Raw genomic sequence first — 18,052 nt, forward strand, 5'->3', positions numbered from 1 at the left:
TGTTAATCTTTGGTTAATGTTTTTTAGGTGTAAATGTTAAAATGTTAATTTTGATTTGATGAATAAAACGCGTTTCCGATTACTTGTTGTTCTGATGAGTTTATCTCTTTTGGGAATTATTTTGGTTCAGTTGTATTGGATTAATACTTCGTATCAAAATAACGACGAGCAATTTAAGTATCATGTGAAGCAAGTTATTGGTAATGTAGCCAATAAACTACAACAGCAGGAAGCCTTTGAGTTCTATCGAAAATATAATAAACTGAAGGATAGTATTGGTAAAGCGCCAAAACAAAGCGAACTAAAAGAATACTTTTATGTTGAGCGTAATCCGAGAACCAATGAGCAAATCATTTATTCGAATACCATAATTCAGGAAGATTATAATTTAAACCGCTCGTTCTTTGATAAAAATGCTGATTCTGTTAAACTTAAAAATTTCATTGCAAAACGAAAGACAGAAATCTATAACGGAAAATTAGTGGATAATTCTGGAATCCAAAAAAATGGAGCACCAGATATTACCATCGAAAAATCCGGTACATTAGATATTCTGGATAAAGCTCAGTTTGAAATCTACTTTAAGGACATTATTGCTTTAAAATCGATACAAGAGCGTATTTCAGTTGAACGTCTTCGTGCCATGCTTGAAAATGAACTGCGTGAATATGGTGTAAAAACAGCTTTTGAATTTGGAATTTACAGTAATGGACTTGCTACCAAAGTCAAATCTGAAAATTTCAATTACGATAAAAACACTACCTACGAGATTCCGATTTTTACAGATAATGATGAGAGTAAATATCAATTGTTAGTGAGCTTTCCTAACAAAAGTAAGTTCTTGTTTTCATCGTTAGTTGGAATTACGTCGCTATCTCTAATTTTTACACTAGTTATTATCGCTGCTTATTTTAACGCATTACATCAATTAATTAAGCAAAAACAGATATCAGAAATCAAAACGGATTTCATTAACAACATGACGCACGAGTTTAAAACGCCAATAGCAACCATAAACTTAGCGCTTGATGCTATTAAAAATCCGAAGATTATAGACGATAAGGAAAAAATCCAACGCTATCTTCAAATGATTCGAGATGAAAACAAACGCATGCATGCACAAGTTGAGAATGTGTTGCGAATTTCGAAACTGGAAAAGAAAGAGCTTGAAATCAATAAAGAGCCAACAAGCGTACATGATATTATTGAAGATGCGATTGAACATGTTAACCTAATTGTAGAAGATCGTGGCGGAATTATTAAAACTAATTTGGCCGCAAAACGAACAACTATTTTATTAAACGATGTTCATTTTACAAACGTAATTGTAAATATATTGGATAACGCAGTTAAGTATTCACCAGAAACTCCTGTAATCGATATTAGTACTGAAAACGCAAAAGATTTTATACTGATTAAGATTAAAGATCAAGGTGCCGGAATGAGTAAAATTGCACAAAAAAGAATTTTTGAAAAGTTTTATCGCGAACATACAGGTGATTTGCACAATGTAAAAGGTCATGGTTTAGGACTTGCCTATGTTAAGCGTATTATAGACGACCATAACGGTCAAATTTTTGTAGAAAGTGAAAAAGGGAAAGGGAGTACCTTTATCATTAAAATGCCTTTAATTAATTAAAAAGATATGGACACAACTAACAAAAAGATTCTATTAGTAGAAGATGATCCTAACTTTGGAGCGGTTTTGAAAGATTATTTAACCATAAATGATTTTGATGTTACTTTAGCCAAAAATGGAATGGAAGGTTTCGAGAAATTTAAGAAAGACAATTATGATTTGTGTATTCTTGATGTAATGATGCCTTATAAAGATGGATATACTTTGGCAAGAGAAATCCGTGAGAAAAATAAAGATGTGCCTATTATTTTCCTTACTGCGAAATCTATGAAAGAAGACGTATTAAAAGGGTATAAAGTAGGAGCAGACGATTATTTAAATAAACCGTTTGATTCGGAAGTTTTATTGATGAAAATTAAAGCAATCATCATGCGTAAAGCTTCTGAAACAAAAACAGATACCACTAAATTTGAATTTGAAATCGGTAAATTCCATTTGAATTCGAAATTGCGTTTCTTGACTTTTCCTGGTGATGAGCCAATTAAATTATCACCAAAAGAAAATGAATTGCTTAAAATGTTAGCACTTCATGAAAATGACTTAATGCCTCGTGAATTGGCATTAACAAAAATATGGAGAGACGATAATTATTTTACTTCCAGAAGTATGGACGTTTATATCGCTAAACTTCGTAAATATTTAAAACAAGACGAAGATGTTGAAATTTTAAATATTCACGGTGAAGGATTCCGTTTGGTAATTAAAGGAAAAGCTGCCGAATAAATTGCAGTACTATTATACTAAAAGCTCTGATAATTCAGGGCTTTTATTTTTCTATAACTAAAGCAAAACAGACTTTCTCGTCTTTTGTTATTGTAAAAAAGTCATTGGTACTATTGGTAGATATTACAACCGAATCATTCCAATTGAGTTCTCTTAAGAAATTCATTTCTATCGCCTTAATCTCTTGATTCAACACTTTTTTGGGCTCTAAGGTATCCAAACACCATTCTAAATATTTGGTGTTGTTAACATGATTTACAATGTCTAAATCGGATAAAGTAACAACCCTTGTCTCAATTTTTTCGGTTTCTTCTAAAACATTAATTCTTGAAAAACTTTTTGAAGTTGCATGTAAATCGGCAAATTTTTCAAAATGCTGGTGTGGTAAAGCCAGTGGTTCCGATTTTCGAAGTTGTGTATTAAAAACCGCCCAAAAGGTGGTTGCTCCAACGATTTTCTTCCCATTCAAATACATTTCTATATTACGAATGGATTTATTTCCTTCTAAACTTTCAATCCAAGTTTTTATTTCTACCGTATCTTGCCATTTGGGTAAAGCATCAATTTCAATTCGAATACGACTTAAAACCCATGCTTGATGATGATTTTGCATGTCATTAAAACTCAAACCTCCTAATATCGAATGTTCGGCAGCAGCTAGTTGTAGCAAATTACACAAATCCACATATTTTAAAAAGCCATTTGGGGCGCATTGGGTAAAATTAATTTCCCATTGATGAGTATATGTTGAAGTAAAATTGGCTGAAATTGGCATAATTGTAAGTGATATGTAGAAAGTGATAAGTAAAAATAAAAAGTTTTAACTTTTATCCCTTATCCCTTTTTTCTCTATAAGGTTAATGATTTCTGAAACAGCTGTTTGATAATCAAACCAATTGGCATTTTCTGTTCTTTTGAACCAAGTAATTTGACGTTTGGCAAAACGACGTGTGTTTTTCTTGATTTCTTCAATAGCAAAATCTAAAGTGGTTTTTCCATCGAAATAATCGAATAATTCACGATAACCAACGGTTTGTAAGGCATTCATTTGCTTGTTAGGATACACAGCTTTGGCTTCTTCTAATAAACCTTCTTTCATCATTAAATTGACACGAAGATTAATTCGTTCGTACATTTTTTCTCTATCAGCTTCCAAACCTATGATAATAGGAGTAAAGTTACGTTGGTTTTTACGAATTCCAATGAAGGAAGAATACGGTTTTCCTGTTCCTAAACAAACTTCTACAAAACGTTTCATGCGTTGTGGGTTTTGCAGTGTTTGCGGGTTTTCGGAGAGTATTTTATTGTAATACTCTGAATCAAGTTTTTTCAATGTTTCCTGAAGGTATTCAATACCCAAAGTATCATATGTGGCATTAATTTCTTCCCTAACTGATGGTTCAATATCCGGAAAATCATCAAAACCTTTTAAAACAGCATCCACATACAATCCGGAACCACCAACCATAATTTGAACGTTATTTTCCTTGAAAAGCTCGTCTAATTTTGCCAGCGCATCGGTTTCAAAATCTCCCACCGAATAACTGTCGAAAATAGAAATGTTTTGAATGAAATGATGTTTAGCTGCTGCCAGTTCTTCATCGTTTGGAACTGCTGTACCTATTTTCATTTCTTTAAAAAACTGACGACTATCGCAAGAAAGTATATCACAGCCAAAATGCTTCGCCAGTTTAATGCTTAAAGCGGTTTTGCCTATTGCTGTAGGGCCAATTATGGTAATTAGGTAATTTGGCATTAAAATTTAATGATTTTTAATACTTTCTTTTTGCGTACATAATTTTGAATGATGTTTCGCGAATCTCGGTTGTTTTGCATAGGAATTATGATGTTTTTCAAAATCTCGATATTGTTAACCTGATAATTTAAATCGTAAAAGCAATACCCTTTATAGACACCGTTTTCAACTAAAACCGTGCTGCGTTCATCAATGGTTCGACCACGGTCTATTATCACCATATTTTGATTTTGGAGTTGGTTGTTTTCTAAAAAGTATGTTACACGTTTATTGTAATCTTCAGGCGATTCTTTTCCCACGCATGCTCCGAGACATTGTTTTAAATCGTATTGAAAACAACCTTTTTTGGTGTTGTATAATCCATTTACTTTTTGGCAAAACTGATTTTCTTCCGTTATTTTATGCAAAACTGATTTTCCTTCCTGGAGCGTTGCAAACGATGTAATTTCTTTTTTGCGGCCATCAGTTTTATGTAGTTTTAATGCCAAATAACCTTGAGCATCTTTTTCGGCATACAAGGCATACGGAAAAATAGTTTTGCGTTGTGAACGGTTGTAGATTGGTTTGTTTATTTTTATTTCTTCGCTTTCTTTTAAAAGAGCAATCAGTTCGCTACCGGTTTCTTCATAGGTTACCGCAAATACTTCGTTTTGTATTTTTTTGGCTTTACGAGATGTTCCTGTAAAGTGTTGATTAACTCGTTTTTTTATGTTGTTGCTTTTTCCAATATAGATAATTGTACCGTCTTCTCTATGGATGTAATAGATTCCTGTTTTTGATGGAATTCCGTCTATTATGTCCATCAATTTTGGTGAAATTCCCGATTTGATTTCGGTTTTTACATAACTTTTAACAATTTCTTTTTCCAGATCTTTAGAAAGCAACATTTTGAATAGTTTCACTGTCGCCATGGCATCACCAGAGGCTCTGTGTCTATCGGCCATCGGAATTCCTAAGGAGCGGACTAATTTTCCTAAGCTGTAAGATTGATGTCCGGGAAGTAATTTCTTGGAAAGTTCCACCGTACATAATGTAGGTTTTATAAAATCGAAACCAAGTCGTCTGAATTCGGTTTGCAGGATACGATAATCGAAAGAGGCATTGTGAGCAACAATAATGCAATCGGATGTGATTTCTACAATTCTCTTGGCAACTTCATAGAACTTTGGAGCAGAACGCAACATAGCATTGTTAATTCCAGTTAGTTTTACCACAAACGGTTGTATAGGTTTTTCCGGATTAACTAAACTTATAAATTGATCCACAACCTCGTGGCCGTCAAATTTATAAATGGCGATTTCCGTAATACCTTCTTCGTTGTATTGCCCACCCGTGGTTTCTATGTCGAGGATTGCGTACATTTTAGCGATTTGCTTTCAGCATTTAGTCTATTAGCTTTTTGATATTTTTTATGCTAGTTGCTGTCAGCTAACAGCTAATAGCTTATTTTCTGTTTCCAAATATACTACTTCCTATGCGAACCATTGTACTGCCGCATTCAATTGCTAATTGATAATCGCCAGACATTCCCATGGAAATGGTTTTCAGTTCACAGTTTTCAGTTACTTGCGGACTGTTTTTATCGAATATTGTTTTTAGTTTTTGAAACTCTTTCTTGATTTGTTCCTGATTATCGGTGAAAGTAGACATGCCCATCAAACCAATAATCTTGATGTTTTTCAAGTTTTTTAGTTCTTCCGAAGTTAAAATATCGTTGAGTTCCTTTTCATCTAAACCGAATTTGCTTTCTTCTTCGGCAATGAAAATCTGAAGCAAGCACTCAATCACTCGATTGTTTTTTACCGCTTGTTTGTTGATTTCCTGTAACAATTTAAAACTGTCAACACCGTGAATCAAACTAACAAACGGGGCAATGTATTTTACTTTGTTGCTTTGCAAATGCCCAATAAAATGCCATTGGACATCGTTTGGTAATTGTGGTTGTTTGTCTACTAATTCCTGAACATAATTTTCTCCAAATATACGCTGACCAGCATTGTAAGCTTCCATCAAAGCACTAACAGGTTTGGTTTTGGAAACCGCTACCAAAGTCACATGTAATGGTAATGTGGATTTTATATGTAGTAGATTTTCTTGTATAGACATTTTTAAAAGTTTTCAGTCTCGGTTTTCAGTTTTCGTTTAATGAATTAATGAATCATTCCATTACAATTCATACACCACTAAACCACTACGAAACTTTGGTTCGATGTACGTGCTCTTTGGAGGCATAATCAGGTTCTCATCCGCAATGGATTTAATTTCTTCAATTGCAATAGGGTAGAGCATGAAACCTACTTCGTATTCACCATTGTCTACCAACTCCTTTATGGAAGTGATTGATTTGGTTCCAGGAATGTAAGCTATTCGGTCATCGGTACGTAAATCGTCAATACCTAAAATGGGTTTTAAAACCGTATCGTACAGAATTTGTGCATCTAATTTCGACAAAACAGTATTGAATTGGAACTTTTCTTCTTTCAAACGCAAGGCATAAAACTCGCCGTCGAAATACATTCCGAATTCGAATTTATGTTTTGGTTTCCACAATTCCTGCTTTTTGGTTTTGATGACGAAATTCTCCGAGATTTTTTTGATGAAATCCTCTTTAGAATGACCGTTTAAATCACTGATGATTCGGTTGTATTCGTAAATTTTCACATTCGAATCGGCTATCAGGAAACTCATGAAATAATTCAGGTTTTCGTTGCCAAGATGTTTATCTTCTTTATACAACAATTCAGCAGATGCAGAACGATGGTGGCCATCAGCAATGTACAAATCGCCAATCTGTTCAAATTTTTGCTTCAGCCATTCGATTTCGTCTTCGTTTTCAACAGTCCAAAGCGTGTGTTTTTCTTTGTTTGTGGTTGTAAATTCATAAACGGGACGAGCGTTCTTTTTGTTTGAAATCCAATGGGTTAAATCGGAATCATCTTTATAAGTAATCAAAACAGGTTCGGTATTAAAACCGGTCTGATGCAGGTATTCTTTGAACAATTCTACACGGTACTGCAATGTGTCTTCGTGTTTTTTGATGATATTGTTCTGATAATCTTCTATGGAAGTTCCCGCTAAAATCCCGCTAAAAGTGTGATTCTTCGACTGAATTTCATACAAATAAAAAACAGTTTTATTTTCCTGAATCAAAATGCCGTCTTTTTTAAAATCGGCGTATTTATGAGCTACCGTTTTAAATCGCTTTTCAAATCCAATTTTCTGCTGGTTTACATAGGCCGGATTTAGTATATGTAAAAATGAAAACGGATTGAATTCCAAGTATGCAGCCAATTCCGCCGCTCCGTAATCGTCGTAGGAACGCGAAGTTACCAGACTTACTTTGTCTGCGGTTGGTCGTACTGCTTTGAATGGAATGATTTGAGCCATATGTTTGGTTTTCAGTCGCAGTCGCAGTCTTCAGAACTCTGAGAACCGCGACTGTAAACTGAGACTTTTATTTACTAAATTGTTTCGAAACTTTTTCTGCTTTTTTGCTTTCCGAGTAATCGTAGAAGCCTTCACCAGATTTCACACCTAATTTTCCAGCCATTACCATGTTTACTAATAATGGACATGGTGCATATTTAGGATTTTTGAAACCGTCGTACATTACGTTTAGGATTGATAAACAAACGTCAAGTCCAATAAAATCCGCTAATTGTAATGGACCCATTGGGTGTGCCATTCCTAATTTCATTACCGTATCGATTTCTTCAACACCGGCAACTCCGTTGTATAAAGTTTCGATAGATTCGTTAATCATTGGCATTAAAATTCTATTGGCAACGAAACCTGGATAATCGTTTACTTCCGTTGGTGTTTTACCTAATTTAACCGATAAATCCATGATGATTTTCGTTACCTCATCGGAAGTGTTGTAACCACGGATGATTTCCACCAATTTCATAATTGGCACTGGGTTCATGAAGTGCATCCCGATAACTCTTTCCGGATGAACTACTTGCGCCGCAATTTGCGTAATTGAGATCGAAGAAGTGTTCGTTGCTAAAATTACGTTATGATCGCAAACTTCGCTTAACTGTTTGAAGATGTTCAGTTTTAAAGTAACATTTTCTGTAGCAGCTTCCACTACTAAATCACAACCTACAACACCATCTTTAACGTCAGTATAGGTGATGATGTTTCCGATAGTTTTATGTTTGTCTTCTTCAGAGATTGTCCCTTTTGCTACCATTCGGTCAAGGTTCGCAGCAATAGTTGCCATTCCTTTTTCCAGCGCTTTTTCTGAAATATCAATTAATTTTACGGTGAAACCTGATTGTGCAAATGTGTGAGCAATTCCGTTGCCCATGGTTCCTGACCCGATTACAGCTATGTTTTTCATTATTAGAATTATAAGTTTTGAGTTATGAATTTTGAGTTATTTCTTTTCCATGCAATCAATGATTTGATAGGCTACACGAAGTGCTTCGGTGGCTTGTTCCAAGGTTACGATTGGGGTTGTATTGTTGTTGATGGCATCGGCAAACGATTCCAATTCGTCTAAAATGGCGTTGTTGGGTTCAACCGATGGATTATCGTAGTAGATTTGTTTCTTTACACCTTCAGCATTCTGTAAAATCATGTCGAAATCCCCTGGAACTTCCGGAGCATCTTTCATTTTTACCACTTCGCAAACTTTGTCTAAATAGTCCACAGAGATATAAGCGTCTTTTTGGAAGAAACGCGATTTACGCATATTTTTCATCGAAATTCGACTGGAAGTAATGTTGGCTACACAACCGTTTTCAAATTCAATACGAGCATTGGAAATATCCGGAGAGTCGCTAATAACTGCAACACCACTGGCATTTACACTTTTTACTTTAGAATTGACAACACTTAAAATGGCGTCGATATCGTGAATCATTAAATCCAAAACTACCGGAACATCTGTACCACGCGGATTAAATTCCGCCAAGCGATGTGTTTCGATAAACATTGGGTTTTCGATTTTGTGTTTTACCGCTTTAAAAGCAGGATTGAAGCGTTCCACATGGCCTACTTGTCCCTTTACATTGTATTCTTTAGCTAAAGCGATAATCTCTTCAGCTTCTTCAACAGTTGTGGCAATTGGTTTTTCAATAAAAACATGCTTTCCAGATTTAATGGCAACACGAGCACATTTGTAGTGAGAAAGGGTTGGCGTTACAATATCAACTACATCAACTGCATGAATTAATTTTGCGATAGTGTCGAAACGTTTGTATCCAAACTCGGCTGCAATTTTTTCGGCATATTCTTCATTTTCATCGTAAAATCCGACTAATTCATATTTTTCAGATTGTTGTAGTAATCGTAAATGTATTTTTCCAAGGTGACCGGCACCTAAAACGCCTACTTTGAGTGGTTGATTCATATTTTTAAAGTAAAATACGTATTGGCAATGATTAAATTAGCTATAAACTCTTCTTGTATAGGTATTCTTTAGAAGAAGAAACTTTATTACTTCAAATTTATTCTAAAAAATGTCCTTTCGCAAAAATATGGAAATTAATATTTAAAAATTCATCATTCAACAATTATCAGTTGAAGTAACATATGTACACTATTAAATTTTGCTTAAGATGATTAAAATTATGTTCATGAATTAATATTTCATTAAATTTGAAAGGTGAAAAAAGCAGCAATCATACTATTTATGTCTTTGTATCTTCTTGGAACTACACAGTTGCGGGAGTTGCTGAAGTTTCCCACTTTGATTGAGCACTTCATCGAACATAAAACCAGCAGTCCTACAATGAATTTTTGGGACTTTTTATGTTTGCATTACTCTAAAAATCAAAACAATGATGAAGATTTAGATAGAGATATGCAACTTCCATTTAAATTGCTTACCCATAATTATACTACAGATATAGCGCTGTTAACTTACAACTCCGATGATTATTTATTAGGGAATAAAATAATTCAATCAAATAAAAAGCAAAATTTGATTTATCCCGGGTTTATTTATACTTCAGGTTATCTTTCTAAAATTTGGCAGCCGCCTAAAATAAGTTAATTTATAGTTGTTTTTTAATTGCTAATCAATTTGTTTAATAATTGATTAGCAGTGTTTTCAATTTAAATTAACATATATTGTATGCTTACTAAAATTATAGAGTTTTCCGTAAGGAATAAACTCATAGTTGGTTTATTGGTAATCGCTTTAGTTATTCTAGGGATTTACCAAACCACAAAATTACCTATTGATGCCGTACCGGATATTACAAACAATCAGGTTCAGGTTATAACTGTTGCTCCTTCATTTGGTGCTAACGATATTGAACGTTTGGTAACTTTTCCAGTTGAACAATCGGTGAGTAATATTGCAGGTACATCTCAAGTTCGAAGTTTTTCTCGTTTCGGATTGTCGTTAGTTACCATTGTTTTTGAAGATGATGTCGACATTTATTGGGCACGACAACAAGTAACCGAACGATTGCAACAGGTTCAAAGTCAAATTCCTAAAGGTATTGGTGCTCCAGAATTAGGCCCGATTTCTACAGGGCTTGGAGAAATTTATCAATATATGGTGAGGCCTGAAAAAGGGTATGAAAAAAAATACAGTTTAACCGATTTGAGAACTATTCAAGATTGGATTGTTCGTCGCCAATTGCTTAGCGTTAAAGGCGTAGCCGAAGTAAGTAGTTTTGGAGGGAAGTTAAAGCAACTTGAAATTGCTGTAAACTCAGACAAGTTAAACGCTTATGGAATAACAATCAATGATGTTTTTGATGCATTAGAAACGAACAATCAGAATACTGGTGGAGCATATATTGAAAAAGGGCCAACTATACTCTATATACGAAGTGAAGGTTTAATTGAAAACATTGAAGATATTAAAAACATCGCTTTACCTAAAGAGGGCAGAACATTCCCTTTGTTTATCAAAGATATAGCCGAAGTCCGAACAGGATATGCTACTCGTTATGGCGCTATGTGTTATAATGACGATGGTGAGGTTACCGGTGCTGTAGTTATGATGTTGAAAGGTGCCAATAGTAATCATGTTATTAAAAATGTAAAAGAGAGAATAGAAGAAATCAAAAAAACTCTTCCTGAGGGAATTGTAATTGAACCTTTTCTAGACCGAACAAAAATGGTAAACAATGCCATCGGGACTGTTGAAAAAAATCTATTGGAAGGAGCTTTAATTGTGGTTCTGGTTTTGGTTTTATTTCTTGGAAATTTGCGCGCAGGGTTATTGGTTGCTTCTGTAATTCCGCTTTCAATGTTGTTTGCGGTTTGTATGATGAATCTTTTTGGCGTAAGTGGAAACTTAATGAGTTTAGGTGCACTCGATTTCGGATTAATCATTGATGGAGCGGTTATTATTGTTGAATCGGTTATGCATCATCTATCTCATAATGCCAAATATAAAAAGCTTACACAACTCAATCAGCAGGAAATGAACACCACAGTAGTTAAATCTGCGAGTACGATGATGAATAGTGCGGTATTTGGACAGGTAATTATTCTGATTGTATATCTTCCAATATTAAGTTTACAAGGAATAGAAGGGAAAATGTTTAAACCTATGGCAGAAACTGTTGCTTTTGCTCTTTTAGGCGCATTCATCATGTCGTTAACATACATTCCAATGATGAGCTCATTTGTATTAAGTAAAAAAATAAATGTAGTTCCTAATTTATCGGATACCATAATGACAAAAGTCGAAAAGGTGTTTCAAAGCAATCTGATAAAAGTTTTGAAAAGGCCAAAAGTTGTATTAATGTCAGTTTTTGGTTTGTTCATAATAGCATTGCTTGTTTTATTCCGAATGGGAGGAGAGTTCATACCTTCCTTAGAAGAAGGTGATTTTGCTGTTGAAACCAGAGTATTGAGTGGGAGTAATCTTAATACAACAATGGAGCATTCTCAGAAGGCTGCTCATATACTAAAAACACGTTTTCCTGAGGTGGAAAAAGTAGTGACAAAAATAGGAAGCGGAGAAGTGCCAACAGATCCTATGCCTATGGATGCCAGTGATATGATAATTGTATTGAAAGACAAAAAAGAATGGACTTCAGCTGAAACGTTTCCAGAACTTTCTGAAAAAATGAGTAAGGCTTTAGAAGATGTTCCAGGCATTACTGTAGGGTTTCAATATCCTGTTCAAATGAGATTTAATGAACTGATGACGGGAGCACGACAAGATGTAGTAATAAAGGTTTTTGGTGAAAACTTAGATTCGTTAGCAAGTACAGCTTCACGAATAGGAAAAATTGTTAATACAGTTGATGGGGCGCAAAACCTCTATATTGAGCCAGTTACTGGAATGCCTCAAGTAATCATAAAATACAACAGACCAATGATCGCTCAATACAATTTATCTATTGCAGATATTAATCGAGTGGTTAATACGGCTTTTGCGGGTCAGAGTGCTGGTTTAGTTTATGAAGGGGAAAAGCATTTCGATATGGTGGTTCGATTAAACAGTAATAATCGTAGAAATTTGAATGATATTAAGCAATTATTGATTCCAACGCCATCTGGAGAAAATATCCCTTTGTATCAATTGGCAAATGTTGAAATTAAAGATGGACCCAATCAAATTCAGCGTGAAAATGCACAACGAAGAATAATAGTTGGGTTTAATGTGAAAGATAGAGATGTACAAAGTATTGTTCAAGAATTGCAAAAAAAGGTTGAAAACCAAATTCAATTGCCGGTTGGATATTCTATTACCTATGGCGGGGCATTTGAAAATCTAAATGAAGCTAAAGCACGACTAATGATCGCAGTGCCGGTGTCTTTGGTGCTTATTTTTATTTTATTGTTTTTTGCTTTTAAATCGGTAAAAGACAGTTTGTTAATATATTCTGCAATACCGCTTTCGGCTATTGGGGGTATTTTCTTTTTAACCTTTCGAGGAATGCCATTTAGTATAAGCGCCGGAGTAGGTTTTATTGCACTATTTGGTGTGTCTGTTCTTAACGGAATTGTTTTAATTGCAGAGTTTAACCGACTTAAAAAGAATGGTATTTCTAATGTTAACCGAATTGTGATTGATGGAACTCGTAAGCGTCTTCGACCAGTACTAATGACTGCTTTTGTAGCTTCTTTAGGATTTTTGCCAATGGCTTTAAGTAATGGTGCCGGAGCCGAAGTACAACGACCTTTAGCAACCGTTGTTATTGGTGGCTTATTAATCGCTACTTTCTTGACTTTATTTGTTTTACCTCTTTTATTTATTCAATTTGAAAAAGGAAATCCTATGAAATTTTTCAGAAACAAAAATCTAATATTAATTCTTTTATGTTTTGCTAGTTTATCAATTAATGCGCAATCTAAAATTACTCTCGATGAAGCAATAAAAACGGCTTTGGAAAATAATCATAATTTGAAAAGTGAAAAGCTAAAATCGGATTATGCTAAAGCTATGATTAAAACTGCGGCAGATATACCTCAAACTAATATTACTGCCGATTATGGTCAAATTAACAGTGTTTACAATGATACAAAATTTGGTGTTTCTCAAAGTTTTGCGCTTCCTAGTTTATACTTCAAACAAAAACAACTAAATGTTAACGAATGGAAACGAAGTGTTCTCGCAGTTTCGTTACGAGAATTTGAATTAAAAAAAGCGGTGACTCAAGCCTATTATACTCTGGTTTATTTGCATCAAAAAGAAAATTTATTATTGAAAGCTGATACGTTATACAGTTCGTTTTTTTCAAAATCAGAACTCAGATTACGCAAAGGTGAAAGCAATTTACTGGAGAAAATAACTGCTGAAAATCAAAAAGGAGAAATTCAGATTAAGTTAAAACAAATTCAACAGGAAAAAACACTAACATATCTTCAGTTTCAATTGTTGCTTAATTCGGAAACAAACTATAAAGTCGATCAATCGGAATTTGAATTACTATTGGATGAATCAAAACAAGATATAGCGCAAAATCCATTGTTATTGGAAGTTAAACAACGACAGGAAGTTGCTCAAAGTCAAACCAAAGTGGAGCGTGCAAAGTTATTGCCCAATTTAATGATTGGCTATAATAATACAAGTTTTAAAGGGATAGGACCAGATGGTGTTAATTACGGCGCGAACAATCGTTTCAATGCGTTACAAGCCGGAATATCAGTTCCTGTGTTTACTTTCGGACAACGAGCTCGTGTGCAAACTTCAAAAATCGAAGAAAAAATTGCGGAACAAGAATATCAAAAAACGCAGGCAACATTGCAAACAGAATATGATAAGTTAATAGCTTCTTATCAGAGCAATAAAGAAATTGTGACGTATTACAAAACAACCGGTTTAAAGAATGCCGAAACCATTTTTAAAATTGCCGATCTTCAATTTGTAAACGGTGAAATTAATTATCTAGATTTTGTGATGTTAGTTAACCAAGCAATTTCTGTTCAAAATAATTTTGCTGATGCTGTTTGGGCTCTAAATGAAAATATTACAAGAATTAACTATCTTAATCTAAATTAAAATCGATGCGTCTATCTATTTCAATACAATCATTTCAAAATATGTTGTCTAAAGAACTTAAGTTATTGGCAGTTATTATGTTGTCGGTATTTTTATTTCAATGTAAATCGGATAAAGAATCTGAGACAGAAATAAATACAAAAACCGATGAAAATGTAGTAAACTTAACTGATGCACAGTTTAAAAATTCAGAGTTAACATTTACTAAACTGTCTGAAAAAAATATGGCATCAGTAATTCAGTTAAATGGGAAAATTGATGTTCCACCTCAAAATCTAATTTCGGTAAGCGTTCCATTAGGAGGGTATATGAAAAGCACACAGTTAATTCCTGGAATGCAAATTCATAAAGGTCAGGTTCTTGCTATTATGGAAAATCCGGAATATGTAAAATTGCAACAAGATTATCTTCAGGCTAAATCGAAATACAACTACGCAGTTTTAGATTATACCCGTCAAAACGATTTAAACAAGAATCAAGCTGCCAGTGAAAAAGTAATGCAACAAGCACAAACAGAAATGAATACGTTTCAAATTGCTATGAATTCTTTAGGAGAACAACTTACCTTGATTAATATTAATCCCAATACATTAACAGCGGCCAAGATTTCCAAAAACATTCCGGTTTTGAGTCCAATTAACGGTTATGTAAGTAAGGTAAATGTTAATGTGGGGAAATATGTTACACCTTCAGATATTTTATTTGAATTGATTAATCCTTCAGATATTCATTTGAATTTAAAGGTATATGAAAAAGACTTGAATTCTTTAAAAATTGGTCAGAAAGTCGTGGCCTATAGTAATGCAAATCCCGAAAAGAAATATCAGGCAAAAATTACTTTAATCAATAAAGATATAAGTACTAATGGTATTTCTGAAATTCATTGTTTGTTTACCAATGCCAATAAAGAATTGCTTCCTGGGTTGTATATGAATGCTGAAATTGAAACTTTAAATTCTCTCGAAAATTCGCTTCCAGAGGAAAGTGTTGTAAGTTTTGAAGGCAGTAATTTTGTTTTTTTGGAAACCGGAAAGCAAACGTATAAAATGTATAAAGTAGATTTAGGCACAGAAGAAAACGGTTTTGTTAGCATATTAAATCCGGAAGAGCTTAAAGGAAAAACAATTGTTGGAAAAGGAGCTTATACATTATTGATGAAATTAAAAAACACATCTGAAGAAGAATAATAAGTTTATAATCAGCATAGGCTAAAGCGTTACCGACTTCCTAATTATAAAATTGGCATTTTGATTTCAGAATGCCAATTTCTTTTCTAATTTTACAGAAATAAATACGCCGTTAAAGTGAGAGATTTAGCCAGACATCAAGGACTTCGTAATCAGTTGGTAACCCTTTTAGAAAAAAAAGGAATTACCGATAAAAATGTGTTGGAAGCAATTCGTAAAATTCCAAGACATTTGTTTCTGAACTCAAGCTTTGAAGATTTTGCCTATCAGGATAAACCTTTTCCAATTGGTGCCGGACAGACTATTTCTCAACCGTATACCGTTGCCTTTCAAACCGAATTGCTTCAGGTAAAAAAAGATGATAAGGTACTTGAAATTGGTACTGGTTCGGGGTATCAAACAGCAGTTTTGTGTACAATGGGGGCCAAAGTGTACTCTGTAGAACGTCAAAACGAATTGTTTAAATCAACATCACTATTGTTGCCGAAATTACACATCCGACCTAAGCACTTGGCTTTTGGTGATGGGTATAAAGGTTTACCAAATTATGCTCCCTTTGATAGTATTATCGTTACGGCTGGAGCACCATTTATTCCGCAGCCACTTATGGCGCAATTAAAAATAGGCGGTAGGCTAGTAATTCCTGTTGGAGAAGATGTTCAGGTAATGACACTTCTTATCCGTAAAAACGAAACACAATTCGAAAAGCATGAATTTGGTGACTTCCGTTTTGTTCCGCTTTTAGAAGATAAAAATTAATGTGATTTTTTAATTCGGTCAAGATCACGTTTGTTATCACGGTCTTTAATGGTTTCGCGTTTATCAAAGGTTTTCTTTCCACGACATAACGCGATGTCTAATTTTGCTAATCCTTTTTCGTTGGTAAACAAGCGCAAAGGAACTATCGTTAAACCTTTGTTTTGAAGGCTTTTCTCCAAACTTTTTAATTCACGACGGTTTAAAAGTAATTTACGCTCGCTTTTGGCTTTGTGGTTGTAATGCGTTCCGTATAAGTATTCTTCTATATTTGAGTTGATTACAAAAAGTTCGCCATTGTGGAACTCGCAAAAACTTTCAGCAATACCAGCTTTTCCCAAACGGATAGATTTAATTTCCGTACCGGTTAAAACAATTCCAGCCGTATATTTTTCGAGTATTTCATAATCGAATTTGGCTCTTTTATTAAGTATGTTGACAGTTTTTTGCATAGGAGCGCAAAGGTAGGTAAAAAGTTATTTATTCAAAAGTGAATATACGTAGCTATCAAGATATTTTCCTTGCCAAAAACAATCTTCTTTAAAATGACCTTCACGAACAAATCCGTTTTTTTCGAGAAGTTTCCATGAGGCATAATTTTCAGGATCGGTAACAGCTTCAATAGAATGAAGTTTCATATTGTTAAATCCGAAGCTTATAATGTGTGTTAGCGCTTCTTGCATTATTCCTTTTCCATGAAATTCTGTAGAAAGCATATAGCCAACCTCGGCACGATGATTTTCAGGTTGCATTCTAAAAAAACCGATGTTTCCAATTAGTGTCTTATCATCTTTTAAACAAATTGCCCAGTTAATGCATTCACCACTTTCTAAAAGGCCTTGCATGAATTGAATATGACTGATTGCATCATCCATGTTTTTAGGCATCTCTCGAGGTATATAGCGCATGATTTCTGGGTTGGAGCGTAATGCAAACATTTCTGGAGCATCGTCTTCAACTATCTGTCTTAATATCAATCGGTTTGTTTCTAAAATTGGGAATGGAGAAAAATTAAAATTCAGCATTATTGGTTTCCTTTTATTACCGTAAAAATAGCATTTAAAAAAATATTTAAGAAATTGATTAAAAATTTTATTGATTTTGCAATTGTTTTATAAAAATTATTAAATTTATAAGACCAAAAACTAACTGACTAATTATTGCTTTTCTATGGAATCGAACTTTGAAATTATTGACAAAGAGTTGATTAACTCTTTAGTCTTTCCTGAAGATGAGGTGTTGGGTGATGATAAAGATGCCATTCTTCAACGACAAAATGATTTAAATAGAGCCTTAGCTCTTGGAAATTTAGAGCATTTGAAGATTAAAATCTATTTTGAGGATAATAAATCTAAAAAAATGGTTGATACAACAGTATGGGGAATAACCGATGAAAGGATTATTCTTAAGCAAGGTACTGTCATCCCAATTAAGAGAATTTACAAAACAATTTAAAGCTGTCTTTTGACAGCTTTTTTCGTATTAAAATAAAATAAAAATCAGTTGAAATTATAACATTTCATGTGGTTAATTTTAACAGTACCCTGATTATAAATAGATTACCT

The 18,052-nt window shown here is 33.9% G+C and carries 16 protein-coding genes; 7 read left to right on the top strand and 9 right to left on the bottom strand.

The window, feature by feature from the left end:
- The first annotated feature begins 58 nt into the window (after positions 1–58).
- A complete protein-coding gene (locus tag ACZ1JT_RS11150) occupies positions 59–1,639 on the top strand; it encodes a sensor histidine kinase (protein WP_465093905.1) in 1,581 nt (526 codons plus the stop codon).
- Between the two features lie 6 nt (positions 1,640–1,645).
- Positions 1,646–2,362, top strand: a complete 717-nt coding sequence (locus ACZ1JT_RS11155) for a response regulator transcription factor (protein WP_465093906.1) — start codon at positions 1,646–1,648, stop codon at positions 2,360–2,362.
- Positions 2,363–2,405: 43 nt separating this feature from the next.
- Here ACZ1JT_RS11155 and ACZ1JT_RS11160 read toward each other — a convergent pair whose 3' ends face one another.
- The 7 genes from ACZ1JT_RS11160 to ACZ1JT_RS11190 all read right to left on the bottom strand — a co-directional run bounded on the left by ACZ1JT_RS11160 (position 2,406) and on the right by ACZ1JT_RS11190 (position 9,477).
- Positions 2,406–3,137 carry an acyl-[acyl-carrier-protein] thioesterase gene (locus ACZ1JT_RS11160; RefSeq protein WP_465093907.1) on the bottom strand — a complete coding sequence of 244 codons (732 nt, stop codon included), beginning with the start codon at positions 3,135–3,137 and terminating at the stop codon, positions 2,406–2,408.
- Positions 3,138–3,182: 45 nt separating this feature from the next.
- Positions 3,183–4,118 carry a tRNA (adenosine(37)-N6)-dimethylallyltransferase MiaA gene (miaA, locus tag ACZ1JT_RS11165; protein WP_465093908.1) on the bottom strand — a complete coding sequence of 312 codons (936 nt, stop codon included), beginning with the start codon at positions 4,116–4,118 and terminating at the stop codon, positions 3,183–3,185.
- Entirely contained in the window at positions 4,118–5,479 is a 1,362-nt protein-coding gene (locus ACZ1JT_RS11170) for an exonuclease domain-containing protein (protein WP_465093909.1), read from the bottom strand. Before ACZ1JT_RS11170 ends, miaA begins: the two co-directional genes overlap by 1 nt.
- 82 nt (positions 5,480–5,561) lie before the next feature.
- Positions 5,562–6,224 (bottom strand): YggS family pyridoxal phosphate-dependent enzyme, encoded by a 663-nt coding sequence (locus tag ACZ1JT_RS11175; RefSeq protein WP_465093910.1) that lies wholly within the window; start codon positions 6,222–6,224, stop codon positions 5,562–5,564.
- Positions 6,225–6,284: 60 nt separating this feature from the next.
- Positions 6,285–7,505 (bottom strand): DUF1015 domain-containing protein, encoded by a 1,221-nt coding sequence (locus ACZ1JT_RS11180; protein ID WP_465093911.1) that lies wholly within the window; start codon positions 7,503–7,505, stop codon positions 6,285–6,287.
- A gap of 67 nt (positions 7,506–7,572) precedes the next feature.
- Positions 7,573–8,463, bottom strand: a complete 891-nt coding sequence (locus tag ACZ1JT_RS11185; protein ID WP_465093912.1) for a 3-hydroxyacyl-CoA dehydrogenase family protein — start codon at positions 8,461–8,463, stop codon at positions 7,573–7,575.
- 36 nt (positions 8,464–8,499) lie between these two features.
- On the bottom strand, positions 8,500–9,477 hold the full coding sequence (locus ACZ1JT_RS11190) for a Gfo/Idh/MocA family protein (protein ID WP_465093913.1): 978 nt from the start codon (positions 9,475–9,477) through the stop codon (positions 8,500–8,502).
- Positions 9,478–9,732: 255 nt separating this feature from the next.
- On the opposite strand from ACZ1JT_RS11190, the gene ACZ1JT_RS11195 reads away from it, so the two are divergent.
- The 4 genes from ACZ1JT_RS11195 to ACZ1JT_RS11210 all read left to right on the top strand — a co-directional run bounded on the left by ACZ1JT_RS11195 (position 9,733) and on the right by ACZ1JT_RS11210 (position 16,490).
- Positions 9,733–10,122 (top strand): hypothetical protein, encoded by a 390-nt coding sequence (locus tag ACZ1JT_RS11195; RefSeq protein WP_465093914.1) that lies wholly within the window; start codon positions 9,733–9,735, stop codon positions 10,120–10,122.
- An 81-nt stretch (positions 10,123–10,203) separates the two neighbouring features.
- Positions 10,204–14,544, top strand: a complete 4,341-nt coding sequence (locus tag ACZ1JT_RS11200; protein ID WP_465093915.1) for a CusA/CzcA family heavy metal efflux RND transporter — start codon at positions 10,204–10,206, stop codon at positions 14,542–14,544.
- A gap of 41 nt (positions 14,545–14,585) precedes the next feature.
- Positions 14,586–15,731: an efflux RND transporter periplasmic adaptor subunit gene (locus ACZ1JT_RS11205; RefSeq protein ID WP_465095293.1), complete on the top strand. Its 1,146-nt coding sequence runs from the start codon at positions 14,586–14,588 to the stop codon at positions 15,729–15,731.
- 117 nt (positions 15,732–15,848) lie between these two features.
- Positions 15,849–16,490 carry a protein-L-isoaspartate(D-aspartate) O-methyltransferase gene (locus tag ACZ1JT_RS11210; protein WP_465093916.1) on the top strand — a complete coding sequence of 214 codons (642 nt, stop codon included), beginning with the start codon at positions 15,849–15,851 and terminating at the stop codon, positions 16,488–16,490.
- Here ACZ1JT_RS11210 and smpB read toward each other — a convergent pair.
- Positions 16,487–16,939 (bottom strand): SsrA-binding protein SmpB, encoded by a 453-nt coding sequence (smpB, locus tag ACZ1JT_RS11215; protein ID WP_465093917.1) that lies wholly within the window; start codon positions 16,937–16,939, stop codon positions 16,487–16,489. The genes ACZ1JT_RS11210 and smpB overlap by 4 nt on opposite strands.
- Positions 16,940–16,963: 24 nt before the next feature.
- Positions 16,964–17,512, bottom strand: a complete 549-nt coding sequence (locus ACZ1JT_RS11220; RefSeq protein WP_465093918.1) for a GNAT family N-acetyltransferase — start codon at positions 17,510–17,512, stop codon at positions 16,964–16,966.
- 145 nt (positions 17,513–17,657) lie between these two features.
- Here ACZ1JT_RS11220 and ACZ1JT_RS11225 point away from each other — a divergent pair, with 145 nt between their 5' ends.
- Positions 17,658–17,942 carry a hypothetical protein gene (locus ACZ1JT_RS11225; protein ID WP_465093919.1) on the top strand — a complete coding sequence of 95 codons (285 nt, stop codon included), beginning with the start codon at positions 17,658–17,660 and terminating at the stop codon, positions 17,940–17,942.
- Positions 17,943–18,052 lie beyond the last annotated feature (110 nt).

The organism is Flavobacterium sp. IC2-16, assembly GCF_055521455.1.